General features: G+C 61.1%; 18 protein-coding genes. 6 read left to right on the top strand and 12 right to left on the bottom strand.

Going from position 1 to position 17,741, the window contains the following annotated elements:
- Positions 1 to 41 precede the first annotated feature (41 nt).
- Positions 42 to 1,298, bottom strand: coding sequence for an integrase catalytic domain-containing protein (locus ACR0R4_RS10835; RefSeq protein WP_433645266.1), 1,257 nt, complete (start codon positions 1,296 to 1,298; stop codon positions 42 to 44).
- A 368-nt stretch (positions 1,299 to 1,666) separates the two neighbouring features.
- Between ACR0R4_RS10835 and ACR0R4_RS10840 the strand changes: the two genes are divergently transcribed.
- Positions 1,667 to 2,425: a M23 family metallopeptidase gene (locus ACR0R4_RS10840; protein WP_433647431.1), complete on the top strand. Its 759-nt coding sequence runs from the start codon at positions 1,667 to 1,669 to the stop codon at positions 2,423 to 2,425.
- 12 nt (positions 2,426 to 2,437) lie between these two features.
- Here ACR0R4_RS10840 and trpD read toward each other — a convergent pair whose 3' ends face one another.
- The gene (gene trpD / locus ACR0R4_RS10845) at positions 2,438 to 3,505 is read right to left on the bottom strand and encodes an anthranilate phosphoribosyltransferase (RefSeq protein ID WP_433647432.1); all 1,068 of its coding nucleotides are present in this window, start codon (positions 3,503 to 3,505) and stop codon (positions 2,438 to 2,440) included.
- Between the two features lie 206 nt (positions 3,506 to 3,711).
- On the opposite strand from trpD, the gene ctaE reads away from it, so the two are divergent.
- From ctaE to qcrB, 4 genes are read left to right on the top strand one after another with little or no spacing between them, the layout of a single operon-like run.
- The gene (gene ctaE, locus ACR0R4_RS10850) at positions 3,712 to 4,326 is read left to right on the top strand and encodes an aa3-type cytochrome oxidase subunit III (RefSeq protein WP_433647433.1); all 615 of its coding nucleotides are present in this window, start codon (positions 3,712 to 3,714) and stop codon (positions 4,324 to 4,326) included.
- 18 nt (positions 4,327 to 4,344) lie between these two features.
- On the top strand, positions 4,345 to 5,145 hold the full coding sequence (gene qcrC / locus ACR0R4_RS10855) for a cytochrome bc1 complex diheme cytochrome c subunit (protein ID WP_433647435.1): 801 nt from the start codon (positions 4,345 to 4,347) through the stop codon (positions 5,143 to 5,145).
- A gap of 57 nt (positions 5,146 to 5,202) precedes the next feature.
- Positions 5,203 to 6,291: a cytochrome bc1 complex Rieske iron-sulfur subunit gene (gene qcrA / locus ACR0R4_RS10860; RefSeq protein ID WP_433647436.1), complete on the top strand. Its 1,089-nt coding sequence runs from the start codon at positions 5,203 to 5,205 to the stop codon at positions 6,289 to 6,291.
- Positions 6,288 to 7,907, top strand: a complete 1,620-nt coding sequence (gene qcrB, locus ACR0R4_RS10865; RefSeq protein WP_433647438.1) for a cytochrome bc1 complex cytochrome b subunit — start codon at positions 6,288 to 6,290, stop codon at positions 7,905 to 7,907. The genes qcrA and qcrB overlap by 4 nt, the downstream gene beginning before the upstream one ends.
- 68 nt (positions 7,908 to 7,975) lie before the next feature.
- Here qcrB and ACR0R4_RS10870 read toward each other — a convergent pair whose 3' ends face one another.
- The 6 genes from ACR0R4_RS10870 to erpA all read right to left on the bottom strand — a co-directional run bounded on the left by ACR0R4_RS10870 (position 7,976) and on the right by erpA (position 12,539).
- On the bottom strand, positions 7,976 to 8,488 hold the full coding sequence (locus ACR0R4_RS10870) for a TetR/AcrR family transcriptional regulator (protein WP_433647439.1): 513 nt from the start codon (positions 8,486 to 8,488) through the stop codon (positions 7,976 to 7,978).
- A 53-nt stretch (positions 8,489 to 8,541) separates the two neighbouring features.
- Complete coding sequence (locus ACR0R4_RS10875; protein WP_433647441.1) at positions 8,542 to 8,985, bottom strand: GNAT family N-acetyltransferase; 444 nt, start codon at positions 8,983 to 8,985, stop codon at positions 8,542 to 8,544.
- Between the two features lie 35 nt (positions 8,986 to 9,020).
- On the bottom strand, positions 9,021 to 9,443 hold the full coding sequence (ctaF, locus tag ACR0R4_RS10880; protein WP_433647443.1) for an aa3-type cytochrome oxidase subunit IV: 423 nt from the start codon (positions 9,441 to 9,443) through the stop codon (positions 9,021 to 9,023).
- Positions 9,444 to 9,464: 21 nt separating this feature from the next.
- Complete coding sequence (ctaD, locus tag ACR0R4_RS10885) at positions 9,465 to 11,111, bottom strand: aa3-type cytochrome oxidase subunit I (protein WP_433647445.1); 1,647 nt, start codon at positions 11,109 to 11,111, stop codon at positions 9,465 to 9,467.
- A gap of 16 nt (positions 11,112 to 11,127) precedes the next feature.
- A complete protein-coding gene (ctaC, locus tag ACR0R4_RS10890; RefSeq protein WP_433647447.1) occupies positions 11,128 to 11,976 on the bottom strand; it encodes an aa3-type cytochrome oxidase subunit II in 849 nt (282 codons plus the stop codon).
- A 206-nt stretch (positions 11,977 to 12,182) separates the two neighbouring features.
- Positions 12,183 to 12,539 carry an iron-sulfur cluster insertion protein ErpA gene (gene erpA, locus ACR0R4_RS10895; RefSeq protein ID WP_433647448.1) on the bottom strand — a complete coding sequence of 119 codons (357 nt, stop codon included), beginning with the start codon at positions 12,537 to 12,539 and terminating at the stop codon, positions 12,183 to 12,185.
- Positions 12,540 to 12,674: 135 nt separating this feature from the next.
- On the opposite strand from erpA, the gene ACR0R4_RS10900 reads away from it, so the two are divergent.
- Positions 12,675 to 13,241 (top strand): DUF3043 domain-containing protein, encoded by a 567-nt coding sequence (locus ACR0R4_RS10900; RefSeq protein WP_433647449.1) that lies wholly within the window; start codon positions 12,675 to 12,677, stop codon positions 13,239 to 13,241.
- Positions 13,242 to 13,265: 24 nt separating this feature from the next.
- Here the strand turns inward: ACR0R4_RS10900 and ACR0R4_RS10905 are convergent, their stop codons facing one another.
- Genes ACR0R4_RS10905 through ACR0R4_RS10920 form a run of 4 tightly spaced genes read right to left on the bottom strand, consistent with a single transcriptional unit; the run spans position 13,266 to position 17,726 of the window.
- Positions 13,266 to 14,306, bottom strand: a complete 1,041-nt coding sequence (locus ACR0R4_RS10905; protein WP_433647545.1) for a quinone-dependent dihydroorotate dehydrogenase — start codon at positions 14,304 to 14,306, stop codon at positions 13,266 to 13,268.
- A 13-nt stretch (positions 14,307 to 14,319) separates the two neighbouring features.
- Complete coding sequence (gene nrdR, locus ACR0R4_RS10910) at positions 14,320 to 14,811, bottom strand: transcriptional regulator NrdR (RefSeq protein WP_433647451.1); 492 nt, start codon at positions 14,809 to 14,811, stop codon at positions 14,320 to 14,322.
- Positions 14,811 to 16,142, bottom strand: a complete 1,332-nt coding sequence (hisD, locus tag ACR0R4_RS10915; RefSeq protein ID WP_433647546.1) for a histidinol dehydrogenase — start codon at positions 16,140 to 16,142, stop codon at positions 14,811 to 14,813. Before hisD ends, nrdR begins: the two co-directional genes overlap by 1 nt.
- A gap of 9 nt (positions 16,143 to 16,151) precedes the next feature.
- A complete protein-coding gene (locus ACR0R4_RS10920; RefSeq protein ID WP_433647453.1) occupies positions 16,152 to 17,726 on the bottom strand; it encodes a class I SAM-dependent methyltransferase in 1,575 nt (524 codons plus the stop codon).
- Between the last annotated feature and the right edge of the window lie 15 nt (positions 17,727 to 17,741).

Below are 17,741 nucleotides of genomic sequence, written 5' to 3' on the forward strand. Positions count from 1 at the left end.
CACCGGTGACTCACATAAGAATGCCCGCGTAATTCTCGAGCTTAGCTTGCCTGTTTCCTGCTCGCGCGGGCCGGCTTGACCCCGGCTGCCGCGTTTGGTGCTTTCGCGAGTTCGATCGCTTCGAGCGTGCGAGTCTTCTCGGCCGCGAGGTAGGTGAGGCGCTGCTGGATTCGGTCGATCTCGCGAGCGATGTGGGCCGGGTTCAAGCTGTCACGGTACCCGGTCAACTCGGCGGTCTTCTCGGCGCTGAGCACACCGGAACGCTGGAGCCGGTCGAATGGTGTCGCGAGCTCATCGTAGACACGTTTACGGCGCCCCCTTTGATCGGTCGCCCAACCGATGGGTTTCTTCGTGGGGGTGAGGAAATTATGGCGATCGTTCACCAGCGGCCATAACTCGTTCAATAGCTTCAGCAGAGGCGCGGTGTCGTACCTCCAGTAGAACGCGTACCGGCGCACGATCTGATTGTTTTTCGACTCGATCGTGGCCTGATCATTCTTCTTGTACGGCCGGGACCTCGTGAAGTAGATGTCAAGTTCTGCAGCCCAACCGATGACGTCGTAGTTGATGAACTCGGACCCGTTATCAAAATCCACCCCGGTCACCTCGAACGGCACTTCGCTGATGAATCGGTCGAGGGCGTCACGAATGTGCAGGTGTGCGTTGTTCCGGATCGAGCGCGTGTACGTCCAACCGGTGTGCATGTCGGTGAGATCAACACTGCGACAGAACTCACCCTTCAAGACGGGCCCGCAGTGTGCGACGGTGTCGCCCTCGAAGAACCCGGGTACGGCCTCGATCTCGTCACCGGCTTTCCTGATCGTGATCGAGTTCCGCAGCAGCGGGCCTGGCGTGGTGGTGGCGATCCCGCGGAGTGGGTCCCTCGCGCGGGCTGGGGCGAGGTAGCGGTCGATCGTGGCCGGTGACATTGCCAGCAACTCGTCCGCGACGTGGTGACTGTACCTGCCCCGGCCTGGGACCAGTTCGCCGTGCGCTTCCAGCAGCATGAGTTGGAGTTCCATTGACGCGGCCAAGTATTTCCCGCTGATCCCGCCCGCGAACGCCCACACTTTCTGCAGCACTTTCAACGCGTCATGTGAGTACTTCAGCGGGCGCGGCTTACGTTGCCGGGCCCCTACCCGACGCGGTTTCAGCGCAGCTTGTAACTGTCTGCGCGCGTTGTCTCTGGACCAGCCCGTGATCGCGCATACCTCGTCAAGGAGACGGCTCTTCTCCTTCTTGGCCGCTGCGGCATACTGCTTCGCGAACTTTCGTGTGATCTCGTGTCTGGCACGCATTGATAGCCCACTTCCCATGAAACTGATGATTCCGTTTCGCGGGCATTTTTACGTGATGCACCGGAAGTGTTTCGCGGGCATATTAGGTGAGGCACGTCGTCAACTGGCGGATGCAGTAGATCCGTTGTAATCTGATCGTTACATTGTGAGGGCCGTCTTGTCCGGCCCTCACAATGCTGGGGAAAGGCCCGGAGCCACAGCTCGGGACTCGCGCTCGCGCTGTGCGCCCCCGTGGTCGCTGAGTAGAAGGGAGACGCATGCCGAGACATGCGGCTCCTGCGGAACCAGCATTCCCGAGTCGACGTGAGCTTCGCGCAGCACTCCAAACTTCGGCAGTCTCCACACACCCCACTCAGGGTGCAGTGTTATTGCCACCGCTTCTCCCCCAAGCTGATCCCGATGATCCACCCCCCTCGGGTGCGGTGCCGGAAAAGCCAGCGATCCAGCCGCACCGACCCAAGAAACGCGTATTCGCAGCCTCCGCCGCCGGCGCTGCGGTTGTTTCGCTGCTGCTCACTGTGTCGCTCCCCGGAATCCGTTTCGGTGAATCCGAGCAGGCTGCGGCAGCATTACAGGCCCAGCTACTCAACACCGGAGGTACCGGGAACTCATCGGCGTCATTCGATGCCCTGAACTCAGTCAGTGTCGGGGCAGGCGACAGTAGCGGCTCCTTCGAAAACTACGTCGATGCAAGGGTTCAGTTCCCCTTTGCCCAGTCCGTTCCCCTGACCGATCCGTTTGGTGAACGACAATGGCCCGTCGCCGGCTTCCACGACGCTCAAGATTTCGCGGCTCCTGACGGCACCACCATTCAGTCGATCGCCGACGGGGTGGTAGTCGAGGCAGGCTACGCGAACGATGGCTGCGGGTTCGGACTCAAAGTCGAGCATGAGATCGAAGGCCTCTACGTCACAGCCCGGTATTGCCACATGCAGGCGGGCTCACACGACCATCAGATTGGCGACACGGTGCGAGTCGGAGATCCCGTCGGACGGGTCGGTAATACCGGGTTGTCGTTTGGCTCCCACCTACACTTCGCGCTGACGGTCAACAAAGAGGCGATCGATCCCATGCCATTTCTGCTGAAATACAACCGACTCACGCGTGAGACATCAGAGAAGATGTGACGGTTTCTGGCTTCAGCTAGCGGATCCCAGCTCGCTGGTGACCGCAGCCCACTGATCAAGCTTGGAGAGTGCCGCACCGCTATCAAGCGCTGCACCTGCTTTTTCCAGGCCAAGGCTGAGCCTCTCAAGGAACGGCAGGTCTGCGCTGGCAGGCTTGTGCGCCAAATCAAATGCCACGAGTCCAGCGGCGGCATTGAGTAAGACGATATCGCGAACCGGCCCTGACTCCCCCTCGAAAACACGACGCACCACGGCAGCGTTGTGCTGGGGCGTCCCGCCGACCAGGTCGCTCATTTGCGAGCGAGCGATTCCGAGATCACGGGGATCGAGATCGTGCTCGGTGAGCGCTCCGCGACTCACCTCCCACACGTGAGAGTGTCCGGTCGTCGTGAGTTCGTCGAGACCGTCGTCGCCGCGAAACACGAGTGCAGAGGCACCACGGAAGCGGAAGAGGTCAGCGAATAGGGGCGCACGCGCATGATCAGCGACGCCCGCAGCGGTCGCTTCTGGGCGCACCGGATTGCACAGGGGGCCGAGGTAATTGAACACGGTCTGGATCCCAAGCTCTGCTCGGACAGGTGCCACGTGCCGAAACCCCGGAAGGAACTTGGCCGCGTGCACGAATGCGATGCCCACACGATCAAACGCTTCAGCCAGCTGGTCGGGTTCGAGTGAGAAATCGATGCCGAGAGCCGTGAGCACGTCGGAGGACCCGGACAGGCTACTTGCGGCCTTGTTCCCATGCTTGACCACGGGCACCCCACTCGCCGCGCAGACGATCGAAGCCATCGTAGAAATGTTGACGGTTCCGAACCGGTCACCCCCGGTGCCGACGATGTCGAGAGACATACTGGGCAGGGGAACCTCACGAGCCTCAGCGAGAATAGCGTCTCGGAAGCCGACGATTTCATCGACCGTAACACCTTTTTTCTGCAGTGCAACGAGAAAACCGCCCATTTGGGCTGCGGTTGCGCGCCCGGTCATAATTTCGGCCATTGCCCAGTCCGCTTGAGACACGCTGAGGTCGCGCTCCTCGAGCATGCTGGTGAGGATCGAGGGCCAGGTACGTTCATCCATCATGACAAGGAGTCTATCGAGGCTCAGTAACACGCAGCGGGCCCTTCCTTCCGCACCGAATCACCTGTGGCGTGGTCAATCGACGGTCACACCGGGAGCGGGGACACGGTAGGCTGAGACGAGAAGTCGCGGAAAGTTCGGCACGCCGTGTGAATGTGAAATATGCACACCAAACTTTCAGCCATAATGGAGGGGTGACGACAACCACTATGAATACGAAGTTATCCGTGCCAACGGTGCAACGCCCCAACACTGTCGCCGTCGGCACCATCGTGTGGCTGGGCAGCGAGGTTATGTTCTTCGCGGGTCTGTTCGCAATCTACTTCACTCTTCGGGCCATGAACCCTGAATTGTGGGCAGAGCAGACGGCAAAGCACAACTTCACCTTCGCCCTGATCAACACGTTGATCCTGGTGGCATCATCCTTCACCTGCCAGGCAGGTGTGTTTGCAGCCGAGCGCATGCAGCCTCGCGCCACCGGATCGAGCCCCTCAAAGTGGGGTGCCGTGGAGTGGTTCTACCTCACCTTCTTCCTGGGCGCCATCTTCGTCGCGGGGCAGGCGTGGGAGTACGCGACCTTTATCTCTGAGGGCATTACGTTGGGATCAGATCCCTACGGCTCTGCTTTCTACCTCACTACCGGTTTCCACGGTATTCACGTGTCTTTGGGTCTTATCGCCTTCTTGTTGGTCATTGGCCGCATTTACGCGGTGAAGAACTTCACCCACAAGGAAGAGACCACCGCTGTCGTCGTGTCGTACTACTGGCACTTCGTCGACATCGTGTGGATTGGGCTCTTCATCGTCATCTACATGGTCAAATAGGTCAGGAGAAACGACATCATGGCTCGCGCCAAGAAGAACGTCAGCAAGTCAGGTCGTCGGCACCCTCTCGCCACCGTCGCATTGGTGGCAGTCGGGCTCCTCGTGACAGGGGTTGCCTACACCGGGTTTAGCCAGACCACAGCAACCGCAGAAGTGGATCTCTCCTCACCCGCAACTATTGAAGCTGGCGAGAAGTTGTTCGCTGCCAACTGCGCAACATGCCACGGCATGGAAGCAGAAGGCACCGTCGACGGCCCGTCGCTCATCGGATCTGGTGCCGCTTCCGTGCATTTCCAGGTCGGCACCGGTCGTATGCCTCTTGCCTTCCAGGGCCCTCAGGGCATGGTTAAGCCCGTTCAGTTCACTGACGAGCAGACTTTGCAGATGGCAGCGTTCGTCGCGTCCTTGGCCCCAGGCCCCGGCCTTCCCGATTCCCAGTACCTGCAGGGCGATGGCGATGTGGCAAACGGTGCAACTCTGTTCCGTATTAACTGCGCAATGTGCCACAACGTGGCTGCCGCCGGTGGTGCGCTCACGGAGGGCAAGTTCGCACCCAGCCTGATCGGTGTGGGCGCAGATCACGTGTACGAGGCAATGGTGACCGGCCCGCAGAACATGCCGGTCTTCAGCGATGCCAACATCACACCGCAGGAAAAGGCTGACATCATCAGCTACCTGAAGTACATCGAGGAAAAGCCCGCTGTCGGCGGCCTCACCCTCGGATCTATCGGGCCGGTCGCAGAGGGCCTCTTCATCTGGATCATCGGACTCGGAATTATCGTCGCGTTCACCGTGTGGGTCACTGCGAAGTCGAACTAGAACGTTCGATCCAGCACAATCAAAACCCTCGTGAATAGTCAGGAACCAAGGAGCAACATGGCAGAGGCAGCGAAGTACAACGGTAGCGAAGGCGCCGTTGTCCCCGCCGAGGGCCACGGTGCGGTCGCACCAGCTGCAGGAACAGCAGTCATCGCGACCGACGCCGTCCAAAACCCGGGCCTTCCCCCGCACCGGAAGCGCGTCACCGACCTAGATCCAAAGGTTGAGAAGCGTGCGGAGCGCACGGTCTACACCCTTTTCTACGTCTCGATCGCCGGAAGCTTGGGCGCGGTTCTCGCGTACATGTTCTTCCCGATCGAGTCGGGAGATTTGTGGGACATTCGCCTGCACACGATGTTCGTGGGCGTTGGCATGACGTTGTCGCTGCTTGCCGTCGGCATCGGCGCGGTTCACTGGGGCAAAGCAATCATGGCGGATCACGAGTCCATTGATGAGCGCCACCCGGTACCGAGCGACTCGGCTACTCGTGCGGAGGCAGTGGAGGTCTTCACACTCGCCAATGAGGAGTCGGGATTCTCTCGTCGATCACTGGTGCGCAACAGCCTCATCGGCGCACTGATCGCGTTCCCGCTTCCGGGTATTACTTTGTTGCGCGGACTTGCGCCGCAGGACCAGGATCCGGTCACGCTCCTGAAGCACACAATGTGGGAAGAGGGCATTCGCCTCGCCCGTGACACAGGAGGCCACGGAGTCGGTGGCGCGATTCGCGCAGCCGATGTCACCATTGGTTCCGTATTTCACGTTGTGCCTGAGAACCTGAGTCAAGCGACGAACCTCCTTGATGAGAAAGCAAAGGCTGTGGTGTTGCTGATGCGTCTTGAGCCCGAAAAGCTCAAGGAGCGCGACGAGCGCAAGGGCTGGTCCTATGACGGCATTGTTGCGTACTCAAAGGTGTGCACCCACGTGGGCTGCCCGGTGGCGCTCTATGAGCAGCACACACACCATCTGCTTTGCCCCTGCCACCAGTCACAGTTCGACGTGACTGACGAGGCGAAGGTCATTTTTGGCCCGGCAAAGCGTCCCCTGCCGCAGCTGCCCATCACGGTGGATGACGAGGGATACCTGGTCGCGCAGAGCGACTTCCAAGAACCTGTCGGCCCGAGCTTCTGGGAGCGTCTCAAGTGAGCACCACAGTCACCCCACCACCGACCCAGAATCAGAGTGGATCCAGCCGCTTCACCTCTGCCGCGGCGAACTACATTGACGAGCGCACCAAGATCGGTGTTGCAGTCAAGGAGTTCGGACGCAAGGTCTTCCCGGACCACTGGTCGTTTCTGCTCGGTGAGGTCGCACTCTACAGCTTCGTCGTCATCCTGCTCTCGGGCACATTCCTGACGCTGTTCTTCCAGGCGTCAATGGCTGAGGTCTTCTACACAGGACCTTACGTGCCCATGAAGGGCGTCGAGATGTCGGTCGCTATGGCCTCGACACTTGATATCTCCTTCTCTGTTCGCGGTGGTCTCCTGATGCGTCATGTGCATCACTGGGCGGCTCTGCTGTTTGTCGCGTCCATCGGTCTGCATATGCTGCGTATCTTCTTCACTGGTGCGTTCCGCAAGCCGCGCGAGCTCAACTGGGTCATCGGTTTCGTACTGTTCGTTCTCGCAATGGCCGAGGGCTTCACCGGCTACTCGCTTCCCGATGATGTGCTTTCGGGCAACGGTCTGCGGATTATCGACGGAATCATCAAGGCCGTTCCCGTAGTGGGCACCTGGATGTCGTTCCTCTTCTTCGGTGGCGAGTTCCCCGGAACCGACATCGTTGGCAGACTGTACATGCTTCACATCATGCTGTTGCCCGCAATGGTGATTCTCTTCGTCGCACTTCACCTCGCGTTCGTCGTGATTCACAAGCACACGCAGTACCCCGGCCCCGGCAAGACGCAGCAGAACGTAGTCGGCTTCCCCGTGTTGCCCGTCTACGCCGCAAAGGCTGGCGGATTCTTCTTCATCGTCTTCGGTGTCATCATGTTGATCGCCTCCTTCGTTGGGATCAACCCGATCTGGAACTACGGTCCATACGACCCCTCCCCCGTCTCCGCGGGAACTCAGCCTGACTGGTACATCGGTTTCGCCGACGGCATGCTGCGACTGATCCCGCCGGGCTGGGAGACCGAATGGTTCGGGTACACCTGGTCCTGGAACATGCTAGTTCCCATCATTGTGATGGTCGGCTTCCTGATCGTGGTTGCAATCTATCCCTTCATTGAAGCTTGGGTCACGGGCGACAAGCGCGAACACCACATTCTCGATCGCCCACGTAACGCTCCCACCCGTACCGCGATCGGCGCGGCCGGAGTGACCTTCTACGCCGTCATGTGGGCGGGCGCGAGCTCGGACATCATGGCGACCCACTTCCAGTTGGCGATGGAAGGCGTGATCCACACACTGCAGGCACTCCTCTTCCTGGCACCGATCATTGCCTACCAGATCGCCAAGCGGACCTGTCTGGCGCTGCAGAAGAAGGATCGCTCGATCGCTCTGCACGGCTACGAGTCTGGCCGGATCGTGCGGATGCCTGGCGGCGAGTTCATTGAGGTTCACAAGCCGGTCACCGACTACGAACGCTGGGAGCTTGTGAGCTACCACGATTACGAGCCGATGATGTTGCGTCCAAACGACGACGGACGCATCCCGTTTGGCAAGCGTCTGCGTGCCGGCATGAGCCGCTGGTTCTTCGAGAACCGCATCGTGCCTCCCACGCAGAAGGAACTAGATCAGGGCCACCACGAAGGCCACTAGGCCCGAGCAATAGAGAACCCCGGCGAGTATCAATCTCGCCGGGGTTCTCTGCATCCTTGCAGTGCGATTTATCCGAAAGACTGCTCTGCCACTTCCATCAGGTAGTGAGCTCCACCGAGGAGCGACTCTGCGAACTGGTCCGGGCCCAGGAGCTGTTGTGTGAGGGTAACCAAAGAACGCGATGCGTGACCGATTTCAGGATCGGACATGGAGGCGAGAGCCTGCAGGAGAAAGCTTCCGCAGATCTCGGCACCAGGGAGATCTGCTCTGTGAGAAACGGATTTGCTGTGCAAAGCAGTCACAGTTGACTGCACCCGAACACCTGACGCAGGGCACAAGTCCGAGCCCTCTGCACTCATGAACTGTACGGATTCTCGGACGCGCTCAGCGGCGGCGACATAGAGCTCACGCTTGCTCTGGAAGCTCGCGTACACATGCGGCTGCGGCACGCCGGCACGTGTACCAATCGTGGCGGTTGAACTACCCCGGTAGCCGTGAATCGCAAAGTCAATCGTCGCCGCGGCAATAAGCCGTTCACGGTTCTCCCCCGGGCGACGCCTCGTGCGTCGTACAGCGGGCATCGGGAATTCCTCCGGCGCTGGGGCTGCGGGGTGTGAATCCAATGGCGGCCTGGTTAGCCGAGATCGAGAAGCTTGCGATAGTGCTGGCCCATCGCTTCGAACCCGCGGTGGTTGTAGAACGAGCCGATTCGCGCCGTCGAGGCCGAGAGTTGACGGACCCCTCTCCCCATGCAGTAGTGCTCGTTCGCCTCCATGAGCCGGTCTCCCGTGCCGTGACCTCGGGCAGACTCATCCACCACGATCTCCTGCAGGTGGGCGGTCAGGCCGGGTGCGTGCAGAAGGCGAGAGACGGTCATCAAGGAGTAGCCAACAACCCGTTCGTCCTCCTCTGCGACAAACAGTACGTTGGTCTCCTGATCGCGCTGCCGCAGCACATTATCAAGGGCTACGCTGAACTCGTCGCGGCCAATAGCCTCGCGACCTGTCTGGTACTGACGCGCAAGGCCGAAGAGCGCTGATGCGTCTTCGGCCTTGCCCCGTCGAATTGAAATGCTCACCACCCCAGCCTACCGGGTGTGGAGCTGACTAACCTCTACCGAGCGAAGTATCCGCGGTAGTACTCGTAGACCCACCCGACCACGCCCACAAGCACGAGCGGCAAGCCCAAGAACGTCAACCAGAAGTTGAACCCAATGCACAAACCGAGAACAACCACGGCGATAGCGAATGCGAGGAACATCGGCCACCAGCTCCAGGGGCTGAATTCGCCCATCTCAGGGTCGCCGTCATCGATGTCGCTGTCTAGCTGATCCTCGACGAGCACGCCTCCCTGCTTCTTCTGAACGAGGGCTAGATATGCGGCGATGAAGCCGGTGAGAGCACCCGAAAGCAGAATCGCGAGAGAACCCGCCCACTCCAGACGACCGTGCTCAATCAGGTTCCATACCGTGTACACGGATGCAACGATGACGAAGTACGCCGTCAGGATGCTGAATACTACGACATTTGACTTCATGGTTTCAAATACCTTTCAGCGTTACTTCTGCGGGGCGAGCTTGTGCTGCTCGCTCTCCTGGCCTGGCTGAGTGACACCGGTGACCTCGGGGTGGTTGAGGTCGAACGCGGGCGACTCCGAGCGAATCCGAGGGATCGAGGTGAAGTTGTGACGCGGAGGCGGGCAGGACGTGGCCCACTCGAGCGAGCGGCCGAAGCCCCACGGATCGTTGACGGTGACCTTCGGCGCTCGACGCGCGGTCAGGTACACATTGAGCAGGAACGGGATCATCGATACACCCAGAATCATCGCTCCCACGGTGGAGAGCTGGTTCATCCAAGTCACGCCATCTTCTGGAAGGTAGGTGTAGTACCGCCGAGGCATGGCCATGACACCCAGCCAGTGCTGCACCAGGAAGGTCATGTGGAAGCCGATGAAGAGAATCCAGAAATGGATCTTGCCCAGTCGCTCGTCGAGCATCTTGCCGGTCCACTTGGGCCACCAGAAGTAGAAGCCAGCGAACATCGCGAAGACGACGGTACCGAAAATCACGTAGTGGAAGTGCGCCACCACGAAATAGGTGTCGGAAATATGGAAGTCGAGAGCCGGGGATGCCAGGATCACACCGGTCAGGCCGCCGAAAACGAACGACACGAGGAATCCCAGCGACCACAGCATGGGGGTTTCAAAAGTGATCGAGCCTCGCCACATGGTGCCGAGCCAGTTGAAAATCTTCACACCCGTTGGAACCGCAATCAACATGGTCATGAGTGCGAAGAACGGCAGCAGGACAGAGCCGGTGACGTACATGTGGTGCGCCCAAACGGTCATGGACAGAGCGGCAATTGCAATCGTGGCATAGACGAGAGTCTTGTACCCGAAGATGGGTTTCCGGCTAAACACCGGGAAAATCTCAGAAACGATACCGAAGAACGGGAGCGCGATGATGTAGACCTCGGGGTGACCGAAGAACCAGAACAGGTGCTGCCACAGAATGGCCCCGCCCTCACCGTTGAAGATGTGCGCCCCAAATATGCGGTCCGCTGCGAGTGCGAAGAATGCCGCAGCAAGAACCGGGAACACGAGGATGACCAAGATCGAGGTAATCATGGTGTTCCAGGTAAAGATCGACATACGCCACATGGTCATTCCGGGAGCACGCATGGTGACGATCGTGGTGATGAAGTTCACGCCACCCATGATCGTGCCGAAACCACCGATACCGAGTCCCAGGATCCACAGGTTTCCACCCACACCCGGCGAGAACGTCACGTCAGAGAGCGGAGCGTATGCGAACCAGCCAAAGGATGCCGCACCCTGCGGGGTGAGGAAACCACCCACCGCCATGAGGGAGCCGAAGGTGTAGAGCCAAAACGCGAAGGCGTTGAGACGCGGGAACGCGACGTCTGGAGCGCCAATCTGGAGCGGCATCAAGACGTTCGCAAAGCCGGCAAAGAGCGGCGTCGCGAACATCAGAAGCATGATGGTTCCGTGCATGGTGAAGAGCTGGTTGTACTGCTCTTTTGTGGCGACGACCTCGAGACCGGGCGCGAACAACTGCGCACGGATGATCAGCGCCATCAACCCGCCGACGAGGAACCAAACGAACGAGCTGATCAGGTACATGTACCCGACAACTTTGTGGTCCGTGGAGGTGATCCACGAAACGATAACGTTGCCCTTCTTCATTTTCGCCTATTCCTCGCTACTCGTTCTCGGCCTTGGCTTCATCACCGAAGAAGAACTCCTGGTTCGGGTTGAATTCTGTGCCAACCTGACCCTCGTTACCCTGCTCCCGCAGCGATGCCACATACGCGTCGTATTCGGCCTGCTCGACAACCTTTACCTCGAACAACATCATCGAATGGTATTCGCCGCAGAGTTCTGCGCACTTGCCCATGAATGTGCCGGTCTTAGTTGGGGTGAAAGTGATGTAATTTGTCTGCCCCGGAATCATGTCCTTCTTCTGAAGGAACTCCACAATCCAGAAGGAGTGGATGACATCTCGGGTCTCGAGACGAACCTCGGTCGACTGGTTGACGGGCAAGTAGAGCACCGGCATGGTCTCAGGGATCGCGGAGCCGCTGTCGTCGGTCTGCACCTGAACACCCTGGAAGAACACGTCGTCGGTGACGTAGTTGAAATCCCACGCCCAGCGCTTGCCAATGACCTCTACGACGTTGTCGGGGTTCTCATCACGTGCCTCGATCTTCGACTGCTCCTGCGCAGTAAACGCGAAGAATCCGAGTACCAAGATCACGGGCACCACAGTGAACAGCGTCTCGATCGGCATGTTGTACCGAAGCTGTACTGGCAGACCGGTCTGACCCTTGCGCCGACGATACGCAATAGTGGCCCAGATGATCAGCGCCCACGTGAGTACGCCCACTGCAAGCAGCACGATCCACGCGTTCACCCAGAGGCTCGTGATGCCGGGCGTGTGGTTGGTCGCGTCGGTGGACCCCTCAGGCAAGAACCCGCGCAACTGTGCCGGAGTACATCCGGCCAGTGCGAGTGCAGCGGTCACTGCGACCGGGGCCGCTACCCATTTCATTCGACGATTGGAACGCACCGCATACCTTTCGAAACTTTGTTGTTATGACCCGCCTGGCGGGCCCAACTATTGACTCCTTGCAAGCTTAGCGCGAACCTTGAGGTTTACTGAACACACGCCGCGGCTTGGTCGCGATTTAGACGAAAAAGGCCACCGTGATGCCGATGTGCGGCATCACGGTGGCTCACTTTCCCCGCTAGGTCGATCTAGCTGAAGCTATCTCCGCACGCACAACTGCCCTGAGCGTTCGGGTTGTCGATCGTGAAGCCCTGCTTCTGAATGGTGTCTTCGAAATCGATGGTGGCCCCACTCAAGTAGGGCACGCTCATCTGGTCAACGACGACCGAGACCCCGCCAAAATCGACGACAGCGTCGTTCTCGAGCACCCGCTCATCAAAAAACAACTGGTAAATAAGGCCTGAGCAACCCCCCGGTTGCACGGCGATCCGGAGGCGAAGGTCGTCACGACCTTCCTGGGCAAGCAGGCTGCCGACCTTCTCTTTTGCTGTGTCGGTGAGACCCACCTGGTGGGCCGGTGCAGTGTCGGTCGCAGTTGCGCTCATGACGTCTCCTCGGTTGCTCTTGGGCCCAGTCTACGCGCCCTCTCATACGTCAACGCTGTGTCCGGGTAGTCTTATTCCCTGTGTGGATCGGTGCCTCCGGCACATTAGGCAACGCAGGGCAACGAGAGGAATGGCGTGGCGAAGGAAGACACCTCGGCAGCGAGCAGCGACGAGCAAGCGGAAGCGCAACTCGGCAAGGGTAGGCCAACCCCCTCACGCAAAGAGGCACAAGCAGCAAGGGCGCAGCCACTCGTGGGGGGTCGAGACAAGACCGCTATGAAGGCGCAGAAGCAGAAGCAAATGGAGGCCCGCGAACGAGCGCGGCAAGGCATGATGCAGGGCGATGAACGATACCTGTCGATTCGCGACAAGGGCCCGCAGCGCAGATTCGTGCGTGACTATGTTGACGCTCGATTCAGCGTCGGCGAGTTCCTCATCCCACTGATGCTGGTTGTGCTCGTGATGACGTTTCTGCCGGGGATCTTCCAGGTCATCAGCTTGGCGGTTATCTGGGGCTACGTGCTGATCGCCGTACTCGATGCAGTTTTCTTAGGCCTCCTCCTGAACCGCAAGCTTGAAGCGAAGTTCGGTGTTGGAAACGTGCAGAAGGGCTTCCGCTGGTACGCGGCGATGCGTGCCTTCCAGTTCCGCCCACTGCGCATTCCCAAGCCGCAGGTGAAGCGCGGGGACTACCCAAAATAGAGTCATTCAGCCGCGGCTGGCGATTCAGGGAGAGACTTCCTGTCGCCAGCCGACGGCCGCAAGGCCATGGTTGATCTCTCGGGCCCAGAGTGGCCCCTCGTAGATGAACGCCGTGTAGCCCTGAACCAGGGTTGCTCCAGCGTCAAGTCGCGCCAATACGTCTCCCGCGGTCGTCACTCCCCCGACTGAAATCACACAGAATTCGGGGGGTACCACCTCGCGAATGCGGGTCAGTACCTCCAGCGATCGCGCGGCCAAGGGGTGGCCAGAGAGCCCCCCGGCACCGATCGCCTCGACCTCGTGAGCCGGAGCGTGAAGCCCCGAGCGAGACACGGTCGTATTGGTCGCAATGATCCCGTCAAGATCAAGCTTGACCGCGAGCCTCGCAATCCCTTCGAGTTGTTCGTCGTCCATGTCTGGCGCGATCTTCACCAGGAGCGGCGTATCACCGGCGGCCTGCTTCACGTTAGCGAGAAGCGGCTCGAGAGCCGAAAGCTCCTGCAAACCACGCAGCCCCGGGGTGTTCGGTGAGCTGACATTGACCGCCAGATAGTCGGCAATGGGAGCCAGCCGCTGGGCGCTCCAGACGTAGTCGGCGGTGGCGTCTTCCACCTCGGTGATGCGACTCTTGCCGATGTTCACCCCGATGACCGGACGGTGGGAGCTGAGCCGCGCACGTTCTATCCGGGGCACCGCGGCCGCGGATCCACCGTTATTGAAGCCCATCCGGTTGATCAAAGCTCGATCGTCAATCAGGCGAAACGAGCGGGGCTTCGGGTTGCCCGGTTGCGCGTGTCGCGTGAGCGTGCCCACCTCCACGTGACCGAATCCGAGCGCGCCGAGGCCCAGGATCGCGGTCGCATTCTTATCGAAACCAGCCGCGAGACCGAAGGGGCTCGGAAACTCCAACCCGAGCGCACGCACCCGAAGCGAGGGCTCCGGCGCGCACGCGCGGCGGAGCACGGCACCTGCGTACGGTGCCGCCTGAATCGCGCGGAAGGCGAGGTTGTGCGCAGTCTCGGGATCGAGGTGACGCAGCACGGAATTGAAGAGGGTGGGGTACATGCGCATGTCTGGGCTAGTCCTTCTCGTCGGCCGCGGCTTCGTCGGCACCCGTCTTCGTGTGCGACTGGTCTCGCAGCTCTGCGATGGCTGCGTCGAAGTCCTCAAGCGATTCGAACGCCTGGTAGACGCTCGCAAATCTGAGAAACGCGACCTCGTCGAGCACTCGGAGGTGCGGGAGAACCGCGAGGCCGATGTCGTTTGCGTCGAGCTGCGCCTGTCCGGTCTGCCGCAGGGACTCCTCAACTTGCTGAGCGAGCATGGCCAGATCGCTCTCAGTGACCGGCCTGCCCTGGCAGGCCTTGCGCACCCCACTCACCACTTTTTCGCGGCTGAAGGGCTCGACTACGCCCGACCGCTTGATCACCGTGAGGCTCGCGGTCTCTGTGGTCGAGAAGCGGCGCCCGCATTCCGGGCATTGCCGACGACGGCGGATCGACAGTCCATCGTCGCTCGTACGCGAATCGATGACCCGACTGTCCGGGTGCCTGCAGAATGGACAGTGCATTACTCGCTACCCACTTGTCTCTCGGCCACGCTCTCGAACCGTGCGGAGACGGCTTCGCCGTGCGCCGGCAGCCCCTCGGTCTGTGCAAGCGCCAGCAGCGGCGCGTGCACCGAAGAGAGTGCAGACCGATCGTAGCTGATGATCTGCTGGGGCCTCAAAAAGGTGTGCGCCCCGAGACCCGCCGCGAAACGGGCCGTGCCCCCCGTGGGCAACACGTGATTAGATCCGGCGAGGTAGTCACCGAGGCTCACCGGGGTGAAGCCACCCATGAAGACCGCACCCGCGTCGTCGATGTGGGCGAGCACGCCCTCGTCGTCGCGCGTCTGAATCTCGAGGTGCTCGGGCCCGTAGGCGTTACTCACCCGCGCGGCGACGGTGAGGTCGTCGACCAAGATGATGGCCGATTGCGGCCCGGAGAGAGCCTCACGTACACGTTCGGCATGGCACGTGTGAGGCGCGCGGGCGATGATCTCGGCGCGGACGCGCTCCGCGAGATCTGGTGAATCGGTCACCAGAACGGAGGCTGCGGACTCGTCGTGCTCAGCCTGGCTGATGAGGTCAGCGGCGACAAACGCCGAATTTGCGGTGTCGTCGGCGATCACGAGGATCTCGGTGGTGCCGGCCTCGGAATCAATACCAACGAGCCCCGCGACGGCGCGCTTTGCCGCTGCCACAAAGACGTTGCCGGGTCCGGTCACCACGTCGACCGGGTCGAGGCCAAGGCTCGGCACCCCGTGCGCAAACGCAGCAATTGCTCCGGCCCCGCCGATGGCGTAGACCTCGCTCACCCCGGCGAGCGCGGCGGCCCACAGCACAGCCTCGTGCGGCGCTCCCCCATTGTTAGGCTGCGCGGGAGAGGCGAGCGCGAGGCTTTCCACGCCCGCGGCTTGCGCGGCGATGGCGTTCATGAGCACCGACGACGGGTACGCGGCCTTCCCTCCTGGCGCATACAGACCCACTCGAGTGACCGGTTGCCAGCGCTGCCGAATCGTGGCTCCATCGGCAAGCCGGGTCACCTGTTCAAGGGGAACCTGGGCCGCCGACGCGCGCCGCAGGCGAGTGATCAAGAGCTCAAGGGCCGCACGCACCTCGGGCGGGCAAGTCTCGAGGGAACTCGCGACCCGTTGCTCGGGCACCCGGAGCCCGTGACCCTCGACTCGATCAAAATCACGCGCCTGCTCGCGCAGTGCTTCCTCGCCGCGATCGCGAACGGCATCGACCAGGGGCCGCACGCGATGAACGGCAGCTGTCGTATCAACCGCGGCACGGGGAACCAAACGTAGAAGTTCGGCCCGGGATAGTTCTTGCCCACGCAGATCAATCGTTCGCATCATAGGGCCTCAGTCTACCGCTCGCGATGCGGTGCCCAGACCGAGCATCCCCATCCACACGAGCTCGCGCACCCCCGCGACGAGTGCCTCCGCAGCAGCCCCAGCGTCGACCTCCAGCAGGGTGGCCAGCGCGTCTGCGATTTGCCCCAGGGACAACTCGCCATCACACGCCCCGACTGCGGCCGCAAGCAGCGGATCGGCGGTCACCCGGCGGGATATGCCTGCTGAAGCCTCCAAAGCGATCGCGTAGGGAGCCTCCTCGCCCGGCACATGCTGACGGTGTTCAACGACGCCGGGAGAGCGTACCCACCGCTCGGCAAGCACTTCGGCATCACTGAGGTGAACGGCGGTCAAGGCCATATCGAACGTCGCGGCGAGGTGTTCGCCCGCAGCCTCGGAGAAAGTGCCCGCCGCTCGTTCGACGTGCACGAGCGGGGCTGCAGGAGACGGCACAGAGGAATCGTCGCCGGCCGAAATCCTCCTCAACCTGATCGAACCGAGTCCGAGCGCAACCACTCGTCGCTCCGAGAAGTCGTCGAGCCACGACGTCATCATTCGTTCGAACTCCGGGTCGCCCGGCCTGGCTCCGCCGTCTCTGGACCACGTTTCTGCGTAGCGCACGGGAGAGATCCGGTCGCGCTCAATCACCCAGCCAGCGATGCGCGAGCCAGATCCCAGTGCACGATCGGCCTCGGAGATCCACTCGGTCACCCGATTCAGGCCATCCTGACCCCAGGGGCTCTCCCAGTTCGCGAGGCACAGGAGCGTGCCCCCGTGACACAGATGCTCGGGAGCCCGACGCACAACCCGTTCCGCAAGTTCGTCGCCGACGAGCCCGGCATCTCGATACTCGTAGCGCTGCGCATCCGACTTGCGCGGGGTCACGACAAATGGTGGATTCGAAAGAATGAGATCGAATTCTTCACCCGCGACCGGTGCGAACAAATCACCCTGCCGAAACTCGATGCCCGTCACACCGTTGAGCCGCGCATTGGCGCACGCAAACCTGAGTGCCCGCGCCGAGATATCTGTCGCCACTACCGGGCCGCGAAGCGCGAGATGCAGCGCGACAACACCGCACCCCGTGCCTATTTCGAGGGATCTGCGGACATCTGCGGGGGGTGCCTGTGCAATGAGGGTGCGCGTCGCGCCCCCCACACCCATGACGTGATCGGGTTGAGCGGGGCCGAGACGGAGCGCATCGTCAAGGTCTGAGAGGATCCACCAATGACCTGGAACGGGGACGCGCGGATCAGCAATCTCGACAGGGTTGAGCGAAATCGCCGCACACAGGCCCCCCGGAGCAAACTTCACCAGGCCCAGCGTGTGGGCGCCGGTGATCCCGAGACGCGGAAGCGCTGTTGCGAGCGAGTCCTCCTCGACGATGTCGCCGAGGAGGAAGAGGCGGGTCAGTGTGGCAAGTGGATCCGCGCTGCGTGCGGCCAATGATCTCCGTGCGGGGGCGAACACCCCCCGCACGCGGGCAGCATCCGATTCCTCACCAATGAGGTCTCTAATTGCACTGAGTCTGTACCCTGCAGCAGTGAGATCTTCCCGGAGCCGGTCAATGCATTCTGAATCCACTCACCCAGCGTACTG

It is taken from the genome of Leucobacter fengyongliangi, from assembly GCF_050971685.1.
Taxonomy (GTDB): domain Bacteria; phylum Actinomycetota; class Actinomycetes; order Actinomycetales; family Microbacteriaceae; genus Leucobacter.